Here is a 22,552-nt window from a genome sequence, read left to right as displayed (position 1 = left end):
ATGGCACTTCTGGACCTCCAGGGCCTGGAGATGGCTCCGGCCGACCGCACCGGTGGCGGTAGCCGGGCGAGCCTGCTGCTCTGCGGCGACAGCTCGCTCTCCGTCACGACCTGCAACTGATCCACGCACACGTGGGGCCCTGGGTGGGTAGACGTGCCTACCCAGGGCAACCGCGTACCAACGGGAGGACCGATGCCGACGTTCGCCGTGGGGGACAGGCTGCTGCGGCAGACGGTCCTGGCGGGCGGCGGCTGGACCGCCGGACTCGCGGCGGTCGCCTTGCTCGGCGCGGCCGCCGAACTGTTGCTACCCGCGGCCCTCGGCCGCGCCGTCGACGCCGCCCTCGCCGGCGGCTCCGGCTGGTGGGCGGTGTCCGCCTGCGCCCTTGTCGTCGTCCTCATCTGCGTTGACACCCTGACGGACCTGGCCAGCGGCTTCGGTGCGGCGCGTGCCACCGCCGGACTGCGCCGGCGCCTACTGCGTCACCTGTTCGCCATGGACGTCCGCGCCACCCGCCGGCACCCGGTGGGTGATCTCGTCGGCCGGTTGGTCGGCCAGGCCGCCGACGCGGGACAGGCCGGCAACGCCATGGTCCTGACCATCGTGGCGGTGCTTCCGCCGCTCGGCAGCGTCGTCGCGCTCACCATCATGGAACCGGTCCTCGGGGTCACCCTGCTCGCCGGTCTCGGCCTGCTCGCCGTCCTCATGCGCGCCTTCGTGGCCGACGCCTCTGCCGCGACCGCCGGGTACCAACGGGTGCTCGGCAGCATCGCCGGCCGACTGTTGGAGTCGTTGACCGGTGCCCGGACCATCGCCGCCGCCGGCACCACCCGTCGCGAGGAGGACCGGGTGCTGGCGGCCCTACCGGAGCTGGACCGGCACGGCCGGCGTACCTGGGGACTGCTGGCCCGGGCGAGTGCGCGCACCTCGGCCGTGGCGCCGCTGCTGAACCTGAGCGTCATCGCGGTCGGCGGGTACGCCTTGACCGCAGGCTGGCTCACACCGGGTGAACTGGTTGCGGCAGTCCGGTACGCGGCAATGGGCGCCGGGCTCGGTGCGGTGCTCGCCACCCTGAACCACCTGGTCCGCAGCCGCGCGGGAGCACACCGGGTCGCCGAGGTGCTGACGCAGCCCGCCACGCCGGCAGGTGATCGGCCCCTTCCCCCCGGCGGCGGCGCTTTGCGGCTGCGCGGGGTGTGCGTGTACGCCGACGACGGCCGGCCCATCCTGGACGGTGTCGACCTGGACGTGCCCGCCGGCGCGACGGTGGCCGTCGTCGGAGCGTCCGGTGCCGGCAAGTCGACGGTGGCGGCCGTGGCGGGACGGTTGTACGACCCCGACGGCGGTGAGGTGCGACTGGACGGGGTGCCGCTGCGGGACCTCGACACGGTGGCGCTGCGCCGGGCCGTCGGCTACGCCTTCGACCGGCCGGTGCTGATCGGCGCTACCGTCCACGACGCGATCGGCCTGGCACTGCCTGTCGACGCGGCGGCGCCGCCGGCCGATCGGAGCCCGGCCACACCGGCCGTTCTGCGGGCGGCGCGGATGGCGGCGGTCGCCGACGTGATCGACCGTCTGCCCGGCGGTTACCGCACCCCGCTGGTGGACACACCGCTCTCCGGCGGCGAGACCCAACGCCTCGGCCTGGCCCGCGCGTTCGCCGCCGAACGGCTGCTCATCCTGGACGACGCGACGTCCAGCCTCGACACCGCCACCGAGCACCGGATCACCGAGGCGCTTCTCGGGCACGCCGGGGGGCGTACCCGACTGGTGGTCACCCACCGGAGCGCGGCGGCCGCGGCGGCCGATCTCGTCGCCTGGCTGGACGGGGGTCGGCTGCGCGGCCTGGCGCCGCACCGGCACCTGTGGGCCGACCCGGACTACCGTGCCGTCTTCCAGCCGGCCGGCGGTGGGTCGTGAGCGGTACCGGCGTACGCCGGGTGACCTGGCATGCGCTGCGGGCCCGGCGGCGGGAGCTCGCCGGGCTCGGCGGCTGGTCGCTTGTCGAGTCGCTGCCCGCGCTGCTCGCCGGCTACCTGGTGGCCCGTGCCGTCGACGAGGGTTTTCTGGCCGGACGTCTGCTCAACGGCCTGGCCTGGTTGGGGGTCCTCGCGGTGGCAGTACTGGTCGGCGCGGCGGCCACCGGTCGGACGTACCGGAGCCTCGGTGCCGTGGTCGAGCCGTTCCGCGACGAGGTGGCCGCTCAGGTGATCCGGGGCGCGCTACGCGACGCCACCACTGCGGGTGGCCGTCCGGACAGCGCCGCCGTGACCCGGCTGACCCACCAGATGGAGATCATCCGCGACACCTTCGCCGGGCTGCTGATGGTGACCCGCGGTTTCCTCTTCTCCGCTGGCGCGGCCCTGCTCGGCCTGCTCGCCCTGGCACCGGTGGTGGCGGCGCTGGCGGTCGCGCCGCTGGTCGCCGGTCTGGTCGTGTTTCTCGCCGCGCTGCCGGCGATGGTCACGCACCAGCGCGCCTACGTCCGGGCCGGTGAACAGCTCGGCCAGTCGGCGGCGACCGCACTGGCCGGTCACCGCGACGTGCTGGCGTGCGGCGCACAGACACGCGTGACGGCGGAGGTGGCACTGTGGGTGTCGGAGCAGGCCGCCGCCGAACGCATGCTCGCCCGGATGGCGGCGATCCGCAGCCTCAGCCTCGGCATCGGCGGCTGGCTGCCACTGCTGCTGTTGATGGTGACCGCCCCGTGGCTGGTCGAGCGTGGTCTCACCGCCGGCGCGGTGCTGGGGGCGCTGATCTACGTCTCCACCGGGCTGCAACCCGCGCTGCACACATTGGTGCAGGGCCTCGGCGGCGGCGGGCTCCGTTACGCGGTAACCCTGGAGAACATCCTGCGCACCTGTGCGGTCTCCGACGACCGGCGCCCGCCAGCCCGCACCGCCGGGACGCCCCACCGCCGACCAGTCGCCGGTCCCGCCGATCGTCCGCCAGCCATCGAGGTACGGGCACTGACCTTCGGCTACGGCCCGCGCGCCCGGCCCGTCCTGCAGAACTTCTCGCTGACACTGGCCGACCGCGACCATCTCGCCGTGGTGGGCCCGAGCGGTGCGGGAAAGTCCACACTGGCCGCAGTGATGGCCGGTCTGGTGCCGCCGCAGGCAGGCACGGTCCACCTGGCCGGCACGCCGGTCGCCGAGGTTGAGCCGGCCGTTCTCGCCCGGATGCGAGTGCTGGTGCCCCAGGAGGCGTACGTCTTCACCGGCAGTCTCGCCGACAACCTCCGCTACCTCCGGCCGGACGCCGACGCTGACACGCTGGAGGTCGCCCTCGACGCGCTCGGTGCGCGTCCGCTGGCGACCCGCCTGGGCGGCCTGGGCGCGCCGGTCGCGCCGGCCCTGCTCTCCGCCGGCGAGCGGCAGCTCATCGCGGCGGTCCGGGCCTGGCTGGCACCCGCCCCGCTGGTGGTCCTCGACGAGGCGACCTGTCACCTGGACCCGGTGCTGGAAGCGACGGTCGAGGCCGCCTTCGCCCGGCGGCCCGGCACCCTCGTGGTGGTCGCGCACCGGATCAGCTCCGCGCTGCGGGCCGACCGGGTGCTGGTCCTCGACGGCGATCAGCCCGTAATGGGGACGCACGAACAGTTGCTGACCCGCTCGGCCACCTACCGGGCGCTCGTCGGCTGCTGGGACGACAAGATGGTGTCGTCCCCGGCGGCGTCGGCGCGGCCGGGCTGACCCCCGCGCAGCCGCGCCGACGGCGCCGGTCAGATCCAGCCCGCCTCGCCGGCCATCCGTACGGCCTCCACCCGGGTACGCGCGCCCACCTTGCGGGCGATGCGCCCGAGGTGATTGCGGACAGTGCCACGGGTGAGCCCGAGTGACACCGCCACCTCCGCGACCGGCGCACCCGCCGCCGTCAGCCTCAACACCTCCGTCTCGCGGCTGGTCAGTGGGCCGTCCGAGTGCAGCGCCGCGACGACGAGATCCGCGTCGAGTACTGGCTCCCGGCGGGCGAGCCGGCGGATCCCGTCGATGACCCGCTGGGGGGCGGCGTCACTGCGCAGGATGCCGACCGCCCTGCTCGGGCACAGCATGCCTCGCAGCCGCCGGGCCCGATGGGCGTCAGCCAGCACCAGGACGGGGCACCGGCCGAGGCGGTCGGGATCGACCTGCTCGACGAGATCGAGGTCGGCCACCACGACGTCGGGGCGTTGAGCGTGGACGGCCGCGGAGACCGCGTCGCCGCGATCCACCTCCGCCACGACGCGGATGTCCTCCTCGGCGGCGAGGACGAACGACAGCGCGCCCAGAATCAGGGCACCGTCCAAGGCGAGCAAGGTACGGATCACGATGAACCTTCCCGCACTCCGATGGTGATCACACAACGTCAACATTCAAACACGCATCCGGTGGGGCCGCACGGCGACGAGGGCGGGTCGGTCATCTCCACCGGACCCGCCCTCGACGATCACAGCCAGCCGTTACGCCGTGCGCGCGACACCGCCTCCAACCGGTTGCGGGCCCCCGTCTTGCGCAGAATCACCGACAGGTGATTGCGCACCGTTCCGTGCGCCAGGTAGAGACGGACGGCAATCTCCTTCAGTGGCAGCCCTTCGGCTGCCATCCGCAGCACGTCCATCTCCCGAGGTGTCAACGGCATCTCCGGGGGACTCAGCACCGCGATCGCCGCGGCCGGGTCGATCGCCCGTTCCCCGGCCGCGAGCGCGCGGATCGCGCGCACCAACTCGGCCAGCGAGCTGTCCTTGCCGACCAGGCCGCGCGCGCCGGCTGCCAGCGCCGCCTCCACCAGCGCCGGACTCCACCGAGGGCTCATCGCCAGCACGGCGGCGTGCGGCGCCTCGACGTCGATCCGGGCGACCACCTCCACCGGGTCGGGCAGCTCCGGTGTCAGCGCCAGCACCACCACCTGTGGTCGGCACCGCCGGACCACAGTCAACAGTTCACCGACACCATCGACGTCGGCGACCACCTCCATGTCCTCCTCACGGGACAGCGCGGCGCAGAGCGCCCCGCGGAGCAAACCCATGTCCTCGGCGACAACAACGTGGATCACCACGTTTTCTCCGATCTCCGGTATGCGCCACGACGGCCACCGATCCCGGAACGTCCACGGGTTGGTGCGGGGTCGTGCGCTACAGACGTGTGGGCATCGGCCCGCGGCATCGTCGCGGCGGACGGGCGCGGGCACTGATCGACCGACCAGCGGGTGGAGCAGGCCGCTCGGGCCAGCAACCGCTGTCGGTCGACAGGCCTCAGCCTGGGCGGGCGATCGCAGACGGAGTTCGGCTCTCGACCAGAAGCGGCACGAGATCGCAGGATTGCCCGGCATCGAGGTGCGACTGCCGGTCGAGCGGCCGGACCAGCCCTGGCGCAGGCGCCGATCCGTTGTCAATGCCGGCGGCGTCCTGGTCGGCGGGTGCGACGGGCTCACCGGGAAGCACACCCGGCGGGAGCACCGGTGCCGGGCGTGCGGCGAGGTGCCCCGTCGGTGCCGTGGCCCACGCGGGGCGGACGACGGACATCGGGGGTGGCGCGGCCGGGATCGGCGGCGCAGCGACGCGTACGGGGGTCAGCGCCGGGCCTGCCGGAGGCCTCGGACCCGTCAGCACGGGAGCTGGCTCGGTCACCGGCACGGCGGTCGGCCCGAGCGCTGGGGGAGCGGGCAGTACAGGTGTCACCGCCGGAACGATCACCGGGCAGGGAGGGGGTGGTAGAACGGCGTCGGCGACCCGGAGGAGGCCCATGACGACGGGCCTGATCGGCACCGTGCTCACGATGTCGACGACGTGCGGCAGGGGAGCGGTGATCAGGCCCAGCACCGGTAGATCGCCTGGTCCGTGCGGCGTGGGTGGCCTGGGTGCGACGGTGGCTGGCTTTCGTGGTGGATCGGGGGCCGGCTGCGACAGCCCGACACGATGAGCCGCACGGCGTACGGAGGTCGGCCGGAGCTTTTCGCGCTCCGCCGCCGAGCCGGGTGAAAAGGGTGCGCCGAGCCTCGACGCAGCCGTCGACAGTCGAGGCTTCGTCGAGAGTGGATTTTCGCCGGGGTCGCTGGGCTCTGCCAGCGGGGTACGGGGCCTGTGGCGGCGACTGTCGTCGGCAGTCACGGCTTGTTGGCGGTCCTGGTCGGGGCGCTCGGTGACCGTGAGCCGCGCGACCGACTCGACCAGCGCACCGATCCTCCGATGAGGCTCGTCACCGGACCCGCTGCGCGTCCCGTCGGCGGCGGCCGGCCCCTGGAACAGGGTAGCCACGACGAAACCGGCCCCGACGGCGGCCGCGATCAGCACCAGCCGCCGGGCGAAACTGCGCAGCCGGCCGGCCACAAGCGGCGCGGATCGGCCCGGCGCAGACGCCGACGCGGTCTCGGTGACGGGACTTCGCACGCGAGCACGACCCCTTCCCTCTGGATTGCTGACCCATCGTAGCGATGTGCTCACGTAATCGCATCCGGTGATGGGAGCGCTCCTAGGCCGACCCGCCCGGGTCAGGTGAACGGCCGGGATCACTCCGGCCTGCTCGGCCGAAGGTTTCGGGCCGGGGAAGACCCCCTACGCGGGTGGCGGCGCGGTCGACCCTCGGATCCGCAGCGATGGGCTGATGACGATCCGGTGGGTGGGACGCTCGGGATCGGCGAGCCGGTCGGCGACGAGACGCACGGCGGCTCGCCCGATCGAGCGTCGCGGCGGTCGGACCGCTGTCAGCGGCGGGCTGAAGAGCCCGGCGACCTCGTCGTCGTACGCCACGATGGAGAGGTCGCCGGGAACTGACAGGTGCCGCTCCTCGCAGTGCTGCACCAGCGCTATCGCCTCGGCGTCAGCGTGCACCAGCAGCGCCGTCGTTCCGGTCACCTGGCACTGGTCGAGGATGCCGTTGAGTACCGTGTCTCGCTCGGACGACCGCGTGCCGGGTACCACAGCCAGCACCGTGGCGTCCGGGTCGAGGCCGCACTCGGTAGCGGCGTCGAGCCAGCCGCGCCGCACGTGCTGGCTGGTGGGGCTGTTGGCGTCGAGCACCAGGCCGACCTTGCGGTGTCCGAGCGAGGTGAGGTGACGCACCGCCATTGCCGCACCGAGCGCGTGGTCGGTGACCACCGACTCCAGGACCGCGTGGTGGCTGCCGACGGTGGCGGTGCGTTCCAGCAGGACAACCGGGACGCCGACCTGGTCGAGCCACTCGATGGTGCGTTCGGCGGTCGGTGCGTCCATGCTCGGCGCGATGATCAGCGCGTCGACGCCCATCCGCCCCACCATGCGGGCCAGTTGTGGCTGGTCGTCCTCACTGTCGTAGGAGGAGCCGCGCAGAACCACCCGCATGTCCAGCTCGCGGGCGGCCCCCTCGACGCCGCGAGCCACGTCCGGCCAGTAGTAGTCCAAGGACGGCACGAGCATGCCGAGGGCGCGCCCGACCAGCGGGTCCGGCCCGGCGGCGGATGGCTCTTCGGCTGCCGGGACGTCGTCCGGCAGGATCAGGGCGACCCCACCGTGGACCCGGCGAACCAACCCTTCGGCGGCGAGGTCGGCAATGTCGCGCCGGATGGTGACCGGCGCGGCACCGAGCACGTGGGACAGGTCAGAGATGCGCATCGAGCCGTCGCGTTGCAGGGCTGCCAACAGTTGCTGGCGGCGGGCGACCTGAAGCGGCCCTCGGGAGGCCTCCGCCGTGGCGACGACGGGGCTGTCCTTGGTCATGGGGACCTCCGAGGAACGCTTCGTGCGGCGAAAGCTCTTACCTGGTGCGGGCCACCGCGCCGGCCGGGCCGAACGCGGTGACGTCGATCGTGAGCCGGATCAGCAGTTCTTTCCACACGTCGGGAGGTGGAGGATCCGTGATCCGCCGGTGTGTCGCGGCGCAGGCCGCCGATGCCGGCTGCCAACCGAGCCCGCCCCGGCCGCGTCGCGGCCAGAGGGCCTGCGAAGCGGTCTGCGCCGGTCATGGCTCCTCGGACTGATAGAGCGGCTGTGAACGTTTCTGATCGTATCAGAGCAGTTGTGGCGGTCGAGGTGCGGGCGGGAGCGCAGCAAGTGCCGCCGGGCTGGACAGCAGGCGGTGGCCCGTCCGCCCTATTTGGACGTTTCGTCTGTTCATCTCCGTTCTCAGCCGCTAGCAGTAAGCCCAGTTCGCACGTGCTCCGAGGCGCATCGTGCGTCCTTTTGATCGAGTGTGTTCACATCGGTTTGGGAAGGGCATTGACTTGCTCCTTTGTGAGCGTTTTACTTCGGAAACCCTGCGGATGCCTGCACGTCACATTCATGGGCACCCCCCCGCTCGCCACAGTCGACGGAGACCGATCGATGCGACAGGACCACCGATGACGTTCGGGACGACCGGCCAGGTGGCACCGGCGACGGACTCGGATGTCGCTACCGCCGCGACCTGGAGCCGGGATGACTGGTTGGCCCTCGCCGACCGGATGCTCGCCGCCGCCCGACCGTTCGCCTCACCCGGACACTCCCTCGTCACCCTCCCCGGTTCGGAGGGCGGGTACGGGCGGGCCGTCGACGGACTGGAGGGCTTCGCCCGCACCTTCCTGCTGGCTGGGTTCCGCATCGCGGGTGCCCGGGCAGTGGGCTTGGACGAGCTCGTGGCCCGCTACACGGCGGGCATCACCGCTGGCACCGACCCGAGCTCTCCAGACCGTTGGGTGCGCTTGGACGAGCACCCCCAGGCGAAGGTGGAGGCCGCCTCCATCGCGCTGGTCCTGGACATGACCCGCCCGTGGATCTGGGATCGACTGCCGCCCGTGGTGCGCGAGCGGGTAGTGGACTATCTGCGCCCGGCGGTCGGCGACGACACGTACCCACGGATCAACTGGGTCTGGTTCCGGCTGGTCGTACAGACGTTTCTGCGTTCGGTGGGCGGGCCGCACTCGCTCGACGAGATGAACGAGGACCTGACCACCCATGACGGCTTCGTCCGCGGGGACGGCTGGATGTCCGACGGGCCGGACCGCGCCTACGACCACTACGTGGGCTGGGCCCTGCACCTCTACCCGACGCTGTGGGCTCGGATGGCCGGCGCAGCGGACCTGGCCGAGCAGCGCCGCGAACGGGACCTGGCCGGCCTCGACCGCTTCCTGAGCGACGCGGTCGCGCTCGTGGGCGCCGACGGATCACCGTTGATCCAGGGGCGCAGCCTGACCTACCGCTTCGCCGCGGCGGCGCCGTTCTGGGTCGGTGCCATCGCCGGCGTGCCCTCGGTCAGCATCGGCCGGTTGCGCGGCGCGGCCACTCGCATCGTGCGTCACTTCGTCGCCAACGGCGCCCTTGACGAACGAGGCCTGCTCACCCTGGGTTGGCACGGGCCGTGGCCGCGACTGGCGCAGTCGTACTCCGGGCCGGGCTCGCCGTACTGGGCCAGCAAGGGCCTGCTCGGCATCGCGCTACCCGCCGACCATCCGGTCTGGACGACTCCCGAGGAGCCGCTACCGGTCGAGGAGCGCGACGCGGTGCGGGCGATACGCGCGCCAGGCTGGCTGATCTCTGGTACCCGTGCCGACGGCATCGTCCGCGTCGTCAACCACGGCACCGACCACGCCGTCGAGGGCGCCACCGTCTCAGACTCCCCGCTCTACGCCCGACTGGGCTACTCCACGGCCACCACCCCGGTTCTCGACGACAGCGGCTGGGCCAGTCCGCTCGACCAGTCCGTCACACTCGTCGACGACGCGGGCCGGGTCACCCACCGCGCCGGCATGCGCCTGCTCACCGTCCACGTCGACAGCGACGGCGTGGGCGTGGCCGGGTCACGTGCCCTCGCTCACTGGGTCGACCCGGATCCGGGTCAGCGCGACCACGGCGGCGGCTGGGTGGGCCGGTACCGACCGGCCGGGCACCTCACTGTGTATTCGCTGGTCCGCGGCCCCTGGGAACTACGTCTGACCCGCGTCGACGACCTCGCCGACGGCGTCGAGGCGGCTGCGCTGAGGCTACGGATCGGCGGCTGGGCCATTGCCGGGGATGCGGCGGTCACCGTCGGCGGCGGTGTGGCGGTCGTGACCCGGGCCGACCTGACCAGCCGGCTCGACAGCATTCACGGCGGCGGCACGGCCGGCGTCACCGCCGTTCCGCACGGCGGGCCCCTGGCCGACGGGCTGGTCGTGCCATGGCTGGAACACCCCGTTCGGCCGGGCGCATGGGCCGCCGCCTTCACCGAGCTGTCCAGGGTGGCGGTGGCCACGGCCGGGCAGGCATGCCGGGCCGTGCTCGACGAGGACGGCCACGGCCTCCACCTGGCGGTCGACTGGCCCGACGGGATCAGCACGTCGACCCGTCTGGGCACGGAGCATGCCAGGCCCACCAGGCGTCCTGGTAGCAGTGCGGGCCCGTCCGGGCCCCTTGACCCAAGGAGAGAGTGATGAAGCGTGCGATACCAGCCGTCATCAGCGCTGCGACGGCCCTGACGCTTGTTCTCGCCGGTTGCGGCGGCGGAGACGAGCCAGTCGACCCCAACGCCCCGGTGACGATCACCCTGGCTGGCTGGAGTCTGTCGTCCACGCCCGAGTTCAAGACGCTCGCCGACGGCTTCAAGGCGACCCACCCGAACGTGACGGTGCAGCTCAAGGAGTACGCCCCGGGCAACGACTACGACACCCAGATGATCACGGACCTGGCCGCCGGCACCGCCCCTGACGTCTACGTGATGAAGAACCTCAAGAACTTCTACACGTACCAGAGCGGTGGTCAACTGCTCGACGTCTCCGACGTCACCTCCGGTCTCGGCTCGAGCCCGGCGCTCGCGTCGTACCAGGTGGATGGCAAGGCGTACGCGGCGCCGTACCGGCAGGACTCGTGGGTGCTGTTCTACAACAAGGACCTGTTCGCGAAGGCGAAGGTGGCACCGCCGGACGGCAGTTGGACCTGGGACGACTACACCGACGCGACGAAGCGACTGCACACCGGGCTGAAGGGGGCCGGCTCGAACGCGACCGGCGCGTACCAGCACACGTTCCAGTCGACAGTGCAGGGATTCGCGCTCGCCCAGACCCCCAACGCGGACCTGCTCTCCGGGGACTACAGCTACCTGAAGCCGTACTACGAGCGGTCACTTGACCTGCAGGCGGCCGGCGCGCAGCCGACCTTCGGCACCGCGAAGACCAACAAACTCACCTACCAGGCGCAGTTCGGCAAGCAGCAGTCGGCGATGCTGCTGATGGGCACCTGGTACGTGGCCACGCTGCTCAACCAGCGACAGAGCGGTGACGCCGACAAGTTCCAGTGGGGGATCGCCCCGGCGCCGCAGTTCGACAAGTCCACCACCGGCACCTCCGCCACGCCTGTCACCTTCGGTGATCCGACCGGCTTGGGGATCAACCCGAAGATCAGTAAGTCCAAGACCGCCGCGGCCAAGGCCTTCCTCCAGTACGCGGCCGGCCCGGAAGCCGGCAAGGCGCTGGCCGGGATCGGCATCACCCCGGCCCAGGTCACCGACGCGGTCACCGCGACGCTGTTCGGGCTGGACGGCGTACCGCAGGACGACCTGTCGAAGTTCGCCTACGCCAAGCACACCATCAAGCCGGAGAACCCGGTGTCGAAGCACACCGCCGGCCTGCAGAACCTGCTCAACGAGACACACTCGGCGATCCTCTCCGACAGCAAGGGCGTCGACGCGGAGCTGAGCAAGGCGCAGGCCCGCGCCAAGAACGAGGTCCTCAACCAGTGAGCTGATGGCGGGTCCGCCGCGCCTCCGTCGCACGCCGGACCCGCCACCATGCCGAACGCTTCCGGAGACTCCCTATGGCAACACTGCCGCGCACGAGACCCAGGAACCGGCCGCTGGTGTCGCGCAACACGGTCGCCGGCTGGTCGTTCATCCTGCCCAACTTCGTCGGCTTCGCCGTGCTCACCCTGCTACCCGTCGTCGTGCTGTTCTACGTGGCCTTCACCAACTGGAACGTCTTCGGGGTGGCCGAGTGGACCGGCACCGCCAACTTCCGGCGCATGTGGAGCGACGCGAGCTTCTGGACCGCTCTGCGCAACACCGTCTACTACACCGTCTTCCACATCCCGCTGACCCTCGCTGCGTCACTCGGGCTGGCGCTGCTGCTCAACCGCAAACTGCGCGGCGTACGGTTCTTCCGCACCGTCGCCTTCTTCCCCTACATCACCTCGATCGTGGCGATCGCGATCGTCTGGAACCAGCTGTTCAGCCCGGAGTACGGCCCGGTCAACGCTCTCCTCGGCGCCGTCGGGGTGGACAACGCCCCGGGCTGGACCACGTCGTCGACCTGGGCGATGCCGGCGGTCATCATCGTCGGCACCTGGCGGTACATGGGTTACTACATGCTGCTGTTCCTGGCCGGCCTGCAGACCATTCCGGCCCAGCTCTACGAGGCGGCCGAGACCGACGGCGCCTCACCGTGGCAGCGGTTCGTGCACGTGACCCTCCCCGGGTTACGCCACACCACCTTCTTCGTCACGGTGCTGCTCACCATCGAGAGCTTCAAGGTCTTCGACCTCATCCTCGTGATGACCGGCGGCGGACCGGGCCAGTCGACACTGGTGCTCTCGCAGTACATCTACCAGAAGGGCTTCGAGGAGAACCAGTTCGGCTACGCCTCGGCGGTCTCCATCGTCCTGTTCGCCATCTGCTTCAGCATCACGGTCATTCAGTTCATGGTCAACAAGCGGAGGAACAGCTGATGACCGCTACCGACCTCTCCCTGCCCACCCCGGCCGTCGCCGCGCCCGGAAACCGCAACGCGCCCCGCCGATCGATCCAGTCCCGGGGCTGGCGGCTCGTCGGGTACGCCGCCCTCTTGCTCGCGGCGGCCGGGCTGCTGCTGCCGTTCTACTGGATGGTGGTGGCGTCGTTGAAGACCAACAGCGACGTCTTCACCATCCCGATCACCTGGCTCCCCGATCCCGTGGTGTGGCGAAACTACCTCGACATCTGGCAGCGCTCGGACATGACGACCTGGTTGGGAAACACGCTGCTGCTGTCGGTGGTGGTCAGCCTCCTACAGGTGGTGACCGGCAGTTTCGCCGCCTACGGCTTCGCCCGGGTGCGCTTTCCCGGCCGCAACGCGCTCTTCCTGGCGTACGTCGGGACGATCGCGGTGCCCTGGCAGTCGTACATGATTCCGCAGTTCATCCTCATGTCGAAGTTGCAGTTGTCGAACACGCTGTGGTCGATCGTCGCGCTACAGGCCTTCGGCGCGTTCGGCGTGTTCCTGATGAAGCAGTTCTACGAGACGATCCCCGAGGAGCTGAGCGAGTCGGCGCGGGTGGACGGGCTCAGCGAGCTCGGCATCTACCGACGGATCATGCTGCCGCTGTCCCGACCGGCGCTGGCCAGCCTGGCCCTGCTCACGTTCGTGACCACCTGGAACGACTACCTCGGCCCGCTGATCTACCTGCGCAGTCCGGAGCTGCGCACCATCCAACTGGGGCTCAACACCTTCATCTCCCAGTACAACGCCGAGTACGCCCTGATCATGACGGGCTCCGTGCTGTCCGTGCTGCCCGTCGCTGTCATCTTCCTGCTCGGCCAGCGCTACTTCATCGAGGGCATCGCCACGACCGGACTGAAGGGTTGAGGCCCATGCGTTCGCGCCACAACACCATTGCCGCCGTCTTCGACGGGTTCTATGTCGCGCTCGTCAGCAACCTGCTGCTGGTGCTCGGTTGCCTGCCACTGGTGACGCTCGCGTTCACCACCGAAGCGGCGCGCTCCTGGCCGCTGTACGCGCTGACCGCCCCGCTCTGCGCGCCGGGGCTCTGTGCGGTGTTCGCGGTCATGTCCGCCTATTCGGCCGGCGACACCGGCGGCGTGCTGCGCACCTACGGCCGTGCCTGGCGAGCCACCGCCCGGCCGGCGATGCTCTGGACGGCGGCAGCCATGGCTGCCCTGGTGGTGCTCGCCGTCGACGCCCGCGCCGCGTGGGGCCACCGGGTCGGGGCACTCGCCCTGCCGGTGCTGGCGACCCTCATCGTCCTCACCGTCGCCACCACGTTGCTGGGGCTGGTGACCGTCGCCGAGCGACCCACCGCCCGGTTGCGTGAGGTGGCCCGCGCCTGCCTGTATCTGGCGGTGCGCCGGTGGTACCTCAGCGCCGTGTCTCTCCTCGTCCTCGTGCTGCTCGCACAGATCCTGGCGGCCCGCCCCGCGATCGCGCTCGGCCTCGCCGCCGCGCCACTGCTCTACGTCGTGTGGGCCAACAGCCGCTTCACCCTGCGCGCCGCCCTCGACCCACCGACGCCCGCACCGCGGAGCGCCTGAGCACCACGTTCCGGCCAACGAGCCGGGACGCCGACGAGACACCTGCCCGGCACCGGACCGGACCCACGAGGGAGAACAGCATCCATGACGGCGACCGACGTCCGTCCCAGCTCCGACGCAGAGGCCACGGCGGCCGCGGTGGCCGCCGCGATACGTACCGTCGACGCGAACATCGCCACCTTCGGCGACCGTTACCCCGCGGACACCACCGACGCCAACCGCTACCCGCTGCGGCCACCGAGCGGAGGCCAACCCGAGGGCGCCAACGTCGGCTGGACCACCAGCTTCTGGCCCGGCATGCTCTGGCTGGCACACGACCTGACCGGCGACGAACGCCACCTGCGGGCCGCGCTCTCCCACGTGGACAGCTTCGCGGCCCGGATGACCCACGGCATCGACCTGGACACCCACGACCTCGGGTTCCTCTACACGCTCGCCTGCGTCACCCCGGCCCGCCGTACCGGTGACCCGCAGGCCCGAGACGCGGCCCTCGCCGCCGCCGACCACCTGATGACGCGCGTCCTCGAGCCCGCCGGGATCATCCAGGCCTGGGGCGATCTGAACGACCCACGCCAACGCGGGCGCACAATCATCGACAGCCTGATGAACACGCCGCTGCTCTTCTGGGCCAGCCAGACCACCGGTGACGACCGCTACGCCGCCGCGGCCCGCCGGCACACCGCTCAGCTGCGCCAGCACATCCTTCGTCCGGACGGCACCACCTTCCACACCTTCTACTGGGACGCGGACAGCGGTGCGCCGCTACGCGGAGAAACCGAACAGGGCCACTCCGACCACTCCTGCTGGGCGCGCGGGCAGGCATGGGGCATCTACGGGTTCAGCCTCAACCACCGGCACATCGGCGACCCGGCGCTGCTCGCCGCCGCGAGGACCTGCGCCGACCGCTTCCTCGCCCACCTGCCCGACGACCACGTCGCGTACTGGGATCTGGAGTTCGGTGACGGCAGCGGTCAGGAGCGGGACAGCTCGGCCGCGGCCATCGCCGCCTGCGGGCTGGTCGAACTGGCAGACGGCCTCACCGACACGGCCAGCGCCGACCGGTACCGCAAGGCCGCCGCCGAGATCCTGGGCTCGCTCATCGGCCACTACTCCACCGACGGCCAGCAGGTCTCCAACGCGCTCATCCTGCACGGCGTCTACGACAAGCCCAAGGGCATCGGCGTCGACGAGGGAACCCTCTGGGGCGACTACTTCTACCTGGAAGCCCTCACCCGGGCCACCGTCGCGGGCTGGACCAGCCCCTGGTGACCACCCTGCACCGACCCGCTCCACCCCGCATCCCGAAAGGTGACCATGGACTACCGCTACCACTGCGCCATTCCCGCCCTCGACGGCCGGAACACGCTGCCCTTCAATCCCTGCCGGCTGCTGGACTTCACACTGCTGCGGCTGTCGGCCGGCGAGTCCTGGACCGGCGAGTCCGGTGACCGGGAGATCCTGGCCGTCGTCCTCGGTGGCACGGCCAGCTTCACCGTCGCCGGCCACCACTTCCCGCAGGTCGGCCAACGACCGGACGTCTTCTCCGGCAAGCCGCACTCGGTCTACATCCCGGCCGGCTCCCCGGTGACCGTCGAGGCGGTCACCGCCGTGGAGATAGCCCTACCCAGCGCGCCCAGCGAACTGGCCACAGACCCCTACGTCATCGCACCGGAGCAGGTAGCGACCGGCCGCTGGGGAGCGGCCAACTTCGGCCGTACCTACCACCAGATCCTCACCGAGATCTCCCAGCCGGACCTGCCCGCCCGCCGGCTCATCGTCGGCGAGACCTACACGCCCTCGGGCAACTGGAGCACCTACCCGCCACATCGGCACACTGTCGACGACCTGCCCGCCGAGGCCGCACACGAGGAGATGTACTACTACCGCGTCAACCCGGCGAACGGGTTCGGCATCAGCCGGGTCTACACCGACGACGGGTACGAGGAGAACGTCACCATCCGTGACCATGTGATGCAGATGATGCCCGAGGGTTACCACACAGTGGTCAGCGCACCCGGCTACACCACCTACTTCCTGTGGTTCCTGGCCGGCACGCAACGCACCCAGGGCGCTCGCGAGGACGTCGACCTCGCCTGGGTGGGCCAGACCGTACCGACCCTGCGCGGCCTCGGCCTGTAGCGACGTCGGCGAGACCCATCGCCAAGTCGTCGTCGTCCGGGGCCTTGACGTGGCTCGACGAGAGCAGCAGGGCGCTCGCCACCCGCCCGCCTGGTCGGGCGGCGGCGCGACGCCGAGCTGACGCCAGGGAGGGTCAGAAGCTGCTGACCAGCTTCACGAACGCCTCGTCGATCTTGGCGGGATCGGTGGCGTCGAAGGCCTTGCCCGACGACGCCTTGGCGATCCGGTCCAGGGTGGCGAAGTCCGACTCCCGGTCGAAGGCGATGCAGAACACCTTCACCGGACGCTGCGGGTCCAGGGCAACCTCGGCGAGCAACCGGGCCAGGTCGTTGTCCCTGCTGTACTCGTTCTTGCCGTCGGTCAGCACCACTATCGCGTTGATCCGCTCCGGGTCGTACCGGTCGAGCAGTTCTCGGTGTGCGGCCCGGACCGTCGCGTAGAGCGCGGTGCCGCCCTCGACCGGCAAGCCGGCGATCTTGCTGTTGATCCGCTTCTGGTCGAACCCGCCGAGCGGGACCTCCTCGCGATAGGGGCTCTTCGGCCGCTGTTGCGTCTCCGAGGAGAACGACCAGAGCCCCACCCGGTCTTCGGTGTTGAGCAGCGCGAGGCCCTTGCCCGCCGCCGCCGAGGCCACCTGGAAACGGGTACGGGTGCCGACCTTCGCCAGCATGGACCCGGAGGTGTCCAGGGCGATCAGGATGTTGGCCTTCTTGCGGAGCGTGCGCCAGCCGTCCAGCATCGCGCCGACCACCTCCGGGTCCGGCGGCTCGAAGTAGCTCAACCCACCGCTGGGTTCGGCGCCGACGCTGGCCAGCAACTCCGCCGAGGCGCGGCGCTCATGGTCCCGAAAGCCGAGGCGGGCAAACCTCTCCTGCTGGGTGTCCTCGGTCAGGAATTTCTGGAAGTCGGTTGCCGCCGCGCGTTGCCGCTCGTCGGCGGACGGCAGCACGACGAACGGGTGGTCCAGGTTGAACGTGCCCTCCTTCGGATGCACGGCGACCAGCGGGACGTTCGGCCGGCGGCCCCGCTCCTGCCCTTCCTGCCGAGGGCTCAGCGCACCCGTGTTGTAGAGGTCCACGAGCTCCTCCTGCAGGACGATGGCACTCATGTCGTCGGTGCTGCCCGCCCCGCCGGCCAGGTCCGCCTCGGCGAGGCTGCGCAGCAGGTCCACCGAGTCGTCGCTGTAGTGCGACACGTTGGCCTCGATCCGGCGGACGAACTGGGTGACCGCCGGGTCGGCCAGGTCGGACCGGGTCAGGTCGCTGGCCCGTTGCACCGCCGCGTAGTAGGTGGCGATGGTCGCCGCCAGCCCGGAAGTGGACAGGTTCGGGTTGTCCTTGCCGAATGTGAAGCGGCCCCACTCCGGCTTGCCGAAGTCCGCCCACCCGTCCCGCCCGGACAGCCCCAGGATCTCTCCCCAGCCCAGCGACCCGCGCTTGCGGAGCAGCTCGGCCTTGGGCTGCGGCATCGCGATCACCAGCGGGCTGTTGGCGATCGACGGGTAGCGGTCGGGAGTCTGCAACTCCCGGCCGGCGGCCTCGTCGAGCAGCCGGAGCTGGCCGGTCCACAGGCTCGACGTCGGCAGCCAGACCTGTGGTTGCGGCAGGCCGGTGTGCGTCCAGCCGGTGGCCAGCGCCTCGGTTGCCTTGCCCGAGTTCAACGCGCTGGCGTGCACCTGGGCGCAGCCGCCGCCCTCGACCGACCGGTCGCTGCGGTTGTACGCCTCGGCCAGGTCGACCAGCAGCGCCGCCTTCTCCGTCGAGGAGTTGACCTGGAGGATGATGGCGCAGTCGTCGCCCGCTTCGCGCTGTCGGACGAAGACGAACGCCCCGGCGATGACCAGCAGCCCGGCGGTGACGGCGGCGGTGTACGGCAACCACTGCCGGGTACGCGTAGCGGGTGGGGCCATCGGGACGTCCTCCTCGGCGGGCGGCTGGTGGCAGTCAACCTATCGATGCGGCGCCAGTCGGCGAGCCCGACCCCGGCGCACCTGTCACCCGTGCTCGGACCGGCTCCCGAGGGCCGTCGCGACCAGCAACCGAACCAGGTAGACCACGACGAAGGCGACCGCACCGACCGCGGCGGACGGGCCGAGCGCGCTCGACGCGACGTACCCTGCGGCGGCGCCGACCGAACCGAGGAAGAGCGCTGTCGAGATGCCCCAGGCGTCGACGGCCTCACGACGCAGCCGCCGCAACGCGCCGCCGCCTGCCGTACCGACGCCGGGCTCGGACACCGGCGGGTACGCCGGCTGGGTCGGCCGGGCCTGGGCCGGCACCGCCGCCCGGGCCGGCACCTGCGGCCGCGTTCCGCCCGGTTGCGGCGTCGTCGGCGTGACCTGGGGGAGCGGATGGTCCGGCGTGGGCGCGCCTGCGGTCTCGTTGCCGACCTCCAGCAGGCTCTCCCGACGTAGCGGTTCGGTGACTCTGCCGTCCTGCCGAAGCAGCCGTACCAGCACGCGTTCGGCAGCCGGCCGGTCCGCCGGATCCTTGGCCAGGCACTCCCGGATCAGCTCGTCCAGAATGGGGGGCATCGCCGGCAGGTCCGGCAGATCGTGCAGCACGCGGTGCATCACGGCGAAGAGTGAATCGTTGCCGAAGGGCGGCCGACCACCGGCGGCGAAGGCGATAGTGGCCGCCCAGGCGAAGACGTCGCAGGGCGGACCGATCGCGTCGTTGCGGAACCGCTCGGGCGCCATGTACGCGGTGGTCCCCATGACCCGGCTGGACGCCGTCTCGGTGTTGCCCAACGCCCGGGCGATACCGAAGTCGATCACCCGGGGACCGTCCTCACCGAGCACCACGTTGTCCGGCTTCAGATCGCAGTGCACCACTCCGGCACTGTGGATCGCGGCGAGTGCCGTGACGGTGCCGACCGCGAGCCGGTGCAGGGCGTTACCGGTCACCGGCCCACGCTCGCGGACGTGCCGGTGCAGGGTCAGGCCCTCGATGAACTCACTGACCACGTAGGGCCGCTCGCCGTCCACCTCCGCGAAGAGCACCTGCGCGGTGCAGAACGGAGCGACCCGGCGGGCGGCGGCGATCTCCTTCACGAACTGCGACCGCGCCCGTGGATCACTCAGATCGACGTTGACCATCTTCACAGCGACCCGGTCACCGGCGTCGTCCTCACCGAGATAGACGACCCCCTGCCCACCCGCACCCAGCCGGCCGAGCAGCCGGTACGGGCCGGCAGCGACCGGGTCGTGCGTCCACAGTTTCGCCAACCCTGGCACCGGCGGGCCGGCCAGCTCTGACATCCCGACTCCATCAGTGTCGTTCCCGGCCACCGGCGGCGCAGGACACGGCCATCGTGCCATGTCCGCCGCCAGCGACCGAGGATGTGCGGCCGTGCGCAGTCCCGCCAGGCGCCGCAGCCGTCGTAGGTGGGGAACAGCTCAGGTCTGCCGATCAGCTCGGCCCTGGTGCCCACCGGCCCTTGCCGGCCCGGCTGTCCGTGCGAAGACGGTGGCGTTCACCGGCTCAGGCGGCGGATGACCAGCAGAGCGATGTCGTCGTTTGGACGCTCCTCTGCTGTGGTGCTCATGACGTGGTCGCACAACGCCTCGGCGGGCCCGGACTGCACGGCGTCGGCGAGGCGTTCGATGCCGGTGTCGATCAGTTCGTTGCGGCGTTCGACCAGGCCGTCGGTGTAGAAGACGAGCGCCGAGCCCGGCGGTAGGTCGAGAACTGTGGTGCGGCGACTGGTCGATGGTCGACCTACGCCGAGTGGCCTGTCCACCGGCACGTTGACAGGCTGGGTGGGACGGCCGGGGACAGCCAGCAGTGGTGGCAGATGGCCTGCGGAGGAGAGGTGCACTCTCGCGCGGTCGGGTGCGATCAGGGCGTAGACGGCGGTGGTGAGGGTGCCTGCCTCGAAGTGGTGGATCTTGCGGTCGAGGGAGGTCAGCGCCACCGCGGGATCATCGGAATCGAGCGCGTAGGCGCGCAGTGCGCTGCGGATCCGCCCCATGACCACGGCGGATGGCAGCCCGTGGCCGGAGACATCACCGATGACGGCGCCCAGCCAGCCCGAGGGCAACGTGAACACGTCGTACCAGTCACCGCCGATGCCCAGGTCGTGGCCGGGCACGTACCGGGCGGCCAGGTCCAGGCCGGGGATGTCGGGTAGCCGGCCGGGTAGCAGGCTGTGTTGCAGAGCCAGCGCTGCCTGCCGATCGAGGACCTGTGCGCGGGCCTGACCTGCCAAGCTGGCACGGTCGGCAACGAGCTGTAACAGCTGCACGTCGTCGGAGCCGAACCGGCGCAGGGCCAGGGAGCCGACGTGCAGCACGCCGACGAGGTTGCCGTTGACGAGCATGGGCACGCCCAGGAGGGCACGGATCCCGGTGGCGAGCAGGATGGGATTGACCACGTCGTCAGGCCCGACGTTGTAGATCGTGACAGGCGCGCGGGTGGCTGCCACCCGTCCGGCGAACCCACGTCCGACCCGGATGCGGAACCCGCGGCGTACCTCCTCCTCCAGGCCCTTGGCGGCTGTCGCGACAAGCTCGCCGGTGTGGTCGTCCAGCAGCAGGATGGTGGCGGTGTCGACCTTGAGTAGGTCCCGGACCCGTTCGAGCAGCTCGTTAAGCAACTCGGCGATGTTCAGCCCCGACAGGGCGGCGTCGGTGATCGCCTCGATACGTCGCAGCCGTTCCTCGTTCGTCACCACCTTGGCATCGGCCACCCAGGCAGCCTAGACGCCGGCACGCCGCCGACGGGACATCAGGCGTGAGATCACCGGTGTCGTGCCTCCGACGTGGGGTACCTTCCCCTGTCACATTGCTGCAATGGTCGCCTGGTGAACCCGTTCCGGGAAGCTACCCATCCCCATGCCACCGGCAAGGTCACCGGCCCCACGTCCGACAGGGAGGGGAATCGATGGTGAACCCACCGCTCGACCACCATGCCCCCACCGCCAGGAGACCCCTGCTCTCGACGTCGTTCACCCTCGCCGACCTCAACCGTGTCCGACACGAGGTCGAGGCCCTCAGTCGCGGGTGCGGCCTCGACCCCGACGAGGTGCAGAACTGGGTCATCGCCGTCAACGAACTGATGATCAACGTGATTCGGCACGGGGGCGGCAGAGGAGGCCTGCGCCTGCTCCTGGACGGTCAGCTCACCTGTGAGGTCACTGACCAGGGTCGGGGCTTCAACACCGCTCGCTACTTCCCGTGCGCCGAGCGACCGCCCCTGTCCGGCACCGGAGGAATGGGCCTGTGGGTGGTCGGGCAGATGGCCGACTACCTCCTCGTCGACAGCGGATCCGCGGGTACCACCATCCGCATCGCGGCACGCACCGGCGGTACTTTCGGATAACAGCCGCCGGCGCGGCCCCGGATTGACCGGGAGGGGGCGGCACGCCGTGGATGACAGGGTGCCAAATGGCACCGATCGGCGCTCCATCGTGGAACCTGAGCGGGTGTACCGTCGCCGCATGACGGTGCTGCAGGAGTTCGTCGCCGCTCTTTCCAACGGCCGTATCCAGGTTGTCGACCTCACCGCTCCGCTCTCCGACCAGACCCCGATCCTGGGTCTGCCCGAGCAGTTCGGCCAGACCTGGCCGTTTCAGCTCAGCGAGATCAGCCGGTACGACGACAGAGGTCCGGCCTGGTACTGGAACAACTTCTCCACCGGCGAACACACCGGCACCCACTTCGACGCCCCGGTGCACTGGGTCACCGGTCAACAGGGCGTGGACGTGTCACAGGTCCCGGTGAGCCAGTTGATCGCCCCGGCGGTGGTGATCGACCACGCCGCCGACGCCGCCGACAATCCCGACTTCCTGCTCGAGGTCGAGCACGTCAAGGCATGGGAGGCGGAACATGGCGCCCTGCCCAGCGGCGGCTGGCTGCTCTACCGCACCGGCTGGGACGCGTACGGCGACGACCCGCAGCGCTACGCCAACGCCGGGCGTACCCCGGGCATTTCCGTGCAGTGCGCCCGCTGGCTGGCCGAGGAGTCGCCGATCCAGGGCGTCGGGGTGGAGACGGTCGGGACCGACGCGGGGGCAGCGCACTCGTTCGACCCGCCGTTCCCGTGCCACTCGTTCCTGCTCGGCCAGGACAAGTACGGCCTGACCCAGCTCCGTAACCTCGCGCAGTTGCCGGCGACCGGCGCGGTGGTGATCGCCGGGCCGCTGCCGATCGTCTCCGGGTCGGGCAGCCCGTGCCGGGTCCTCGCGCTTGTCGAACGGTAGGCCGACAACCG

The 22,552-nt window shown here is 70.9% G+C and carries 18 protein-coding genes; 12 read left to right on the top strand and 6 right to left on the bottom strand.

Annotated features, from left to right (window positions below; all coding sequences use genetic code 11):
* The 3 genes from AB0B94_RS07530 to AB0B94_RS07520 all read left to right on the top strand — a co-directional run bounded on the left by AB0B94_RS07530 (position 1) and on the right by AB0B94_RS07520 (position 3,695).
* Positions 1-120, top strand: coding sequence for a SapB/AmfS family lanthipeptide (locus AB0B94_RS07530; RefSeq protein WP_013734295.1), 120 nt, complete (start codon positions 1-3; stop codon positions 118-120).
* Positions 121-192: 72 nt separating this feature from the next.
* Complete coding sequence (locus AB0B94_RS07525; protein ID WP_357269700.1) at positions 193-1,920, top strand: ABC transporter ATP-binding protein; 1,728 nt, start codon at positions 193-195, stop codon at positions 1,918-1,920.
* Positions 1,917-3,695, top strand: coding sequence for an ATP-binding cassette domain-containing protein (locus tag AB0B94_RS07520; protein WP_357269697.1), 1,779 nt, complete (start codon positions 1,917-1,919; stop codon positions 3,693-3,695). Before AB0B94_RS07525 ends, AB0B94_RS07520 begins: the two co-directional genes overlap by 4 nt.
* 29 nt (positions 3,696-3,724) lie before the next feature.
* Here AB0B94_RS07520 and AB0B94_RS07515 read toward each other — a convergent pair whose 3' ends face one another.
* From AB0B94_RS07515 to AB0B94_RS07505, 3 genes are all read right to left on the bottom strand, one after another.
* Complete coding sequence (locus tag AB0B94_RS07515) at positions 3,725-4,309, bottom strand: response regulator transcription factor (protein ID WP_357269694.1); 585 nt, start codon at positions 4,307-4,309, stop codon at positions 3,725-3,727.
* A 119-nt stretch (positions 4,310-4,428) separates the two neighbouring features.
* On the bottom strand, positions 4,429-5,037 hold the full coding sequence (locus AB0B94_RS07510) for a response regulator transcription factor (protein ID WP_357269691.1): 609 nt from the start codon (positions 5,035-5,037) through the stop codon (positions 4,429-4,431).
* Positions 5,038-6,532: 1,495 nt separating this feature from the next.
* Positions 6,533-7,672 (bottom strand): substrate-binding domain-containing protein, encoded by a 1,140-nt coding sequence (locus AB0B94_RS07505; protein WP_357269688.1) that lies wholly within the window; start codon positions 7,670-7,672, stop codon positions 6,533-6,535.
* Between the two features lie 620 nt (positions 7,673-8,292).
* Between AB0B94_RS07505 and AB0B94_RS07500 the strand changes: the two genes are divergently transcribed.
* From AB0B94_RS07500 to iolB, 7 genes are all read left to right on the top strand, one after another.
* Positions 8,293-10,338, top strand: a complete 2,046-nt coding sequence (locus AB0B94_RS07500) for a DUF2264 domain-containing protein (RefSeq protein ID WP_357269685.1) — start codon at positions 8,293-8,295, stop codon at positions 10,336-10,338.
* Complete coding sequence (locus tag AB0B94_RS07495; protein WP_357269682.1) at positions 10,338-11,642, top strand: extracellular solute-binding protein; 1,305 nt, start codon at positions 10,338-10,340, stop codon at positions 11,640-11,642. The genes AB0B94_RS07500 and AB0B94_RS07495 overlap by 1 nt, the downstream gene beginning before the upstream one ends.
* Positions 11,643-11,758: 116 nt before the next feature.
* Positions 11,759-12,622, top strand: a complete 864-nt coding sequence (locus tag AB0B94_RS07490) for a sugar ABC transporter permease (RefSeq protein WP_357269679.1) — start codon at positions 11,759-11,761, stop codon at positions 12,620-12,622.
* Positions 12,622-13,518 carry a carbohydrate ABC transporter permease gene (locus AB0B94_RS07485; RefSeq protein ID WP_357269676.1) on the top strand — a complete coding sequence of 299 codons (897 nt, stop codon included), beginning with the start codon at positions 12,622-12,624 and terminating at the stop codon, positions 13,516-13,518. Before AB0B94_RS07490 ends, AB0B94_RS07485 begins: the two co-directional genes overlap by 1 nt.
* A 5-nt stretch (positions 13,519-13,523) precedes the next feature.
* Entirely contained in the window at positions 13,524-14,201 is a 678-nt protein-coding gene (locus AB0B94_RS07480) for a hypothetical protein (protein WP_357269673.1), read from the top strand.
* Positions 14,202-14,285: 84 nt separating this feature from the next.
* Entirely contained in the window at positions 14,286-15,470 is a 1,185-nt protein-coding gene (locus AB0B94_RS07475) for a glycoside hydrolase family 88 protein (RefSeq protein ID WP_357269670.1), read from the top strand.
* A 45-nt stretch (positions 15,471-15,515) separates the two neighbouring features.
* Entirely contained in the window at positions 15,516-16,340 is an 825-nt protein-coding gene (gene iolB, locus AB0B94_RS07470; protein WP_357269919.1) for a 5-deoxy-glucuronate isomerase, read from the top strand.
* A gap of 133 nt (positions 16,341-16,473) precedes the next feature.
* On the opposite strand, the gene AB0B94_RS07465 is transcribed toward iolB, so the two are convergent.
* The 3 genes from AB0B94_RS07465 to AB0B94_RS07455 form a co-directional block, all read right to left on the bottom strand.
* Positions 16,474-18,249 (bottom strand): extracellular solute-binding protein, encoded by a 1,776-nt coding sequence (locus AB0B94_RS07465; protein WP_357269667.1) that lies wholly within the window; start codon positions 18,247-18,249, stop codon positions 16,474-16,476.
* A gap of 84 nt (positions 18,250-18,333) precedes the next feature.
* Complete coding sequence (locus AB0B94_RS07460) at positions 18,334-19,599, bottom strand: protein kinase (protein ID WP_357269664.1); 1,266 nt, start codon at positions 19,597-19,599, stop codon at positions 18,334-18,336.
* A gap of 215 nt (positions 19,600-19,814) precedes the next feature.
* Complete coding sequence (locus AB0B94_RS07455) at positions 19,815-21,029, bottom strand: GAF domain-containing SpoIIE family protein phosphatase (RefSeq protein WP_357269661.1); 1,215 nt, start codon at positions 21,027-21,029, stop codon at positions 19,815-19,817.
* A gap of 194 nt (positions 21,030-21,223) precedes the next feature.
* Here AB0B94_RS07455 and AB0B94_RS07450 point away from each other — a divergent pair, with 194 nt between their 5' ends.
* On the top strand, positions 21,224-21,661 hold the full coding sequence (locus AB0B94_RS07450; RefSeq protein ID WP_357269658.1) for an ATP-binding protein: 438 nt from the start codon (positions 21,224-21,226) through the stop codon (positions 21,659-21,661).
* 118 nt (positions 21,662-21,779) lie between these two features.
* Entirely contained in the window at positions 21,780-22,541 is a 762-nt protein-coding gene (locus AB0B94_RS07445; protein WP_357269655.1) for a cyclase family protein, read from the top strand.
* Positions 22,542-22,552: the final 11 nt, after the last annotated feature.

The sequence above is a fragment of the Micromonospora sp. NPDC048986 genome, from assembly GCF_040649335.1.
GTDB lineage: Bacteria > Actinomycetota > Actinomycetes > Mycobacteriales > Micromonosporaceae > Micromonospora > Micromonospora alfalfae.
The sequence above is the reverse complement of the archived record's forward strand: the minus strand, read 5'-3'. Positions and strand labels throughout refer to the sequence as shown.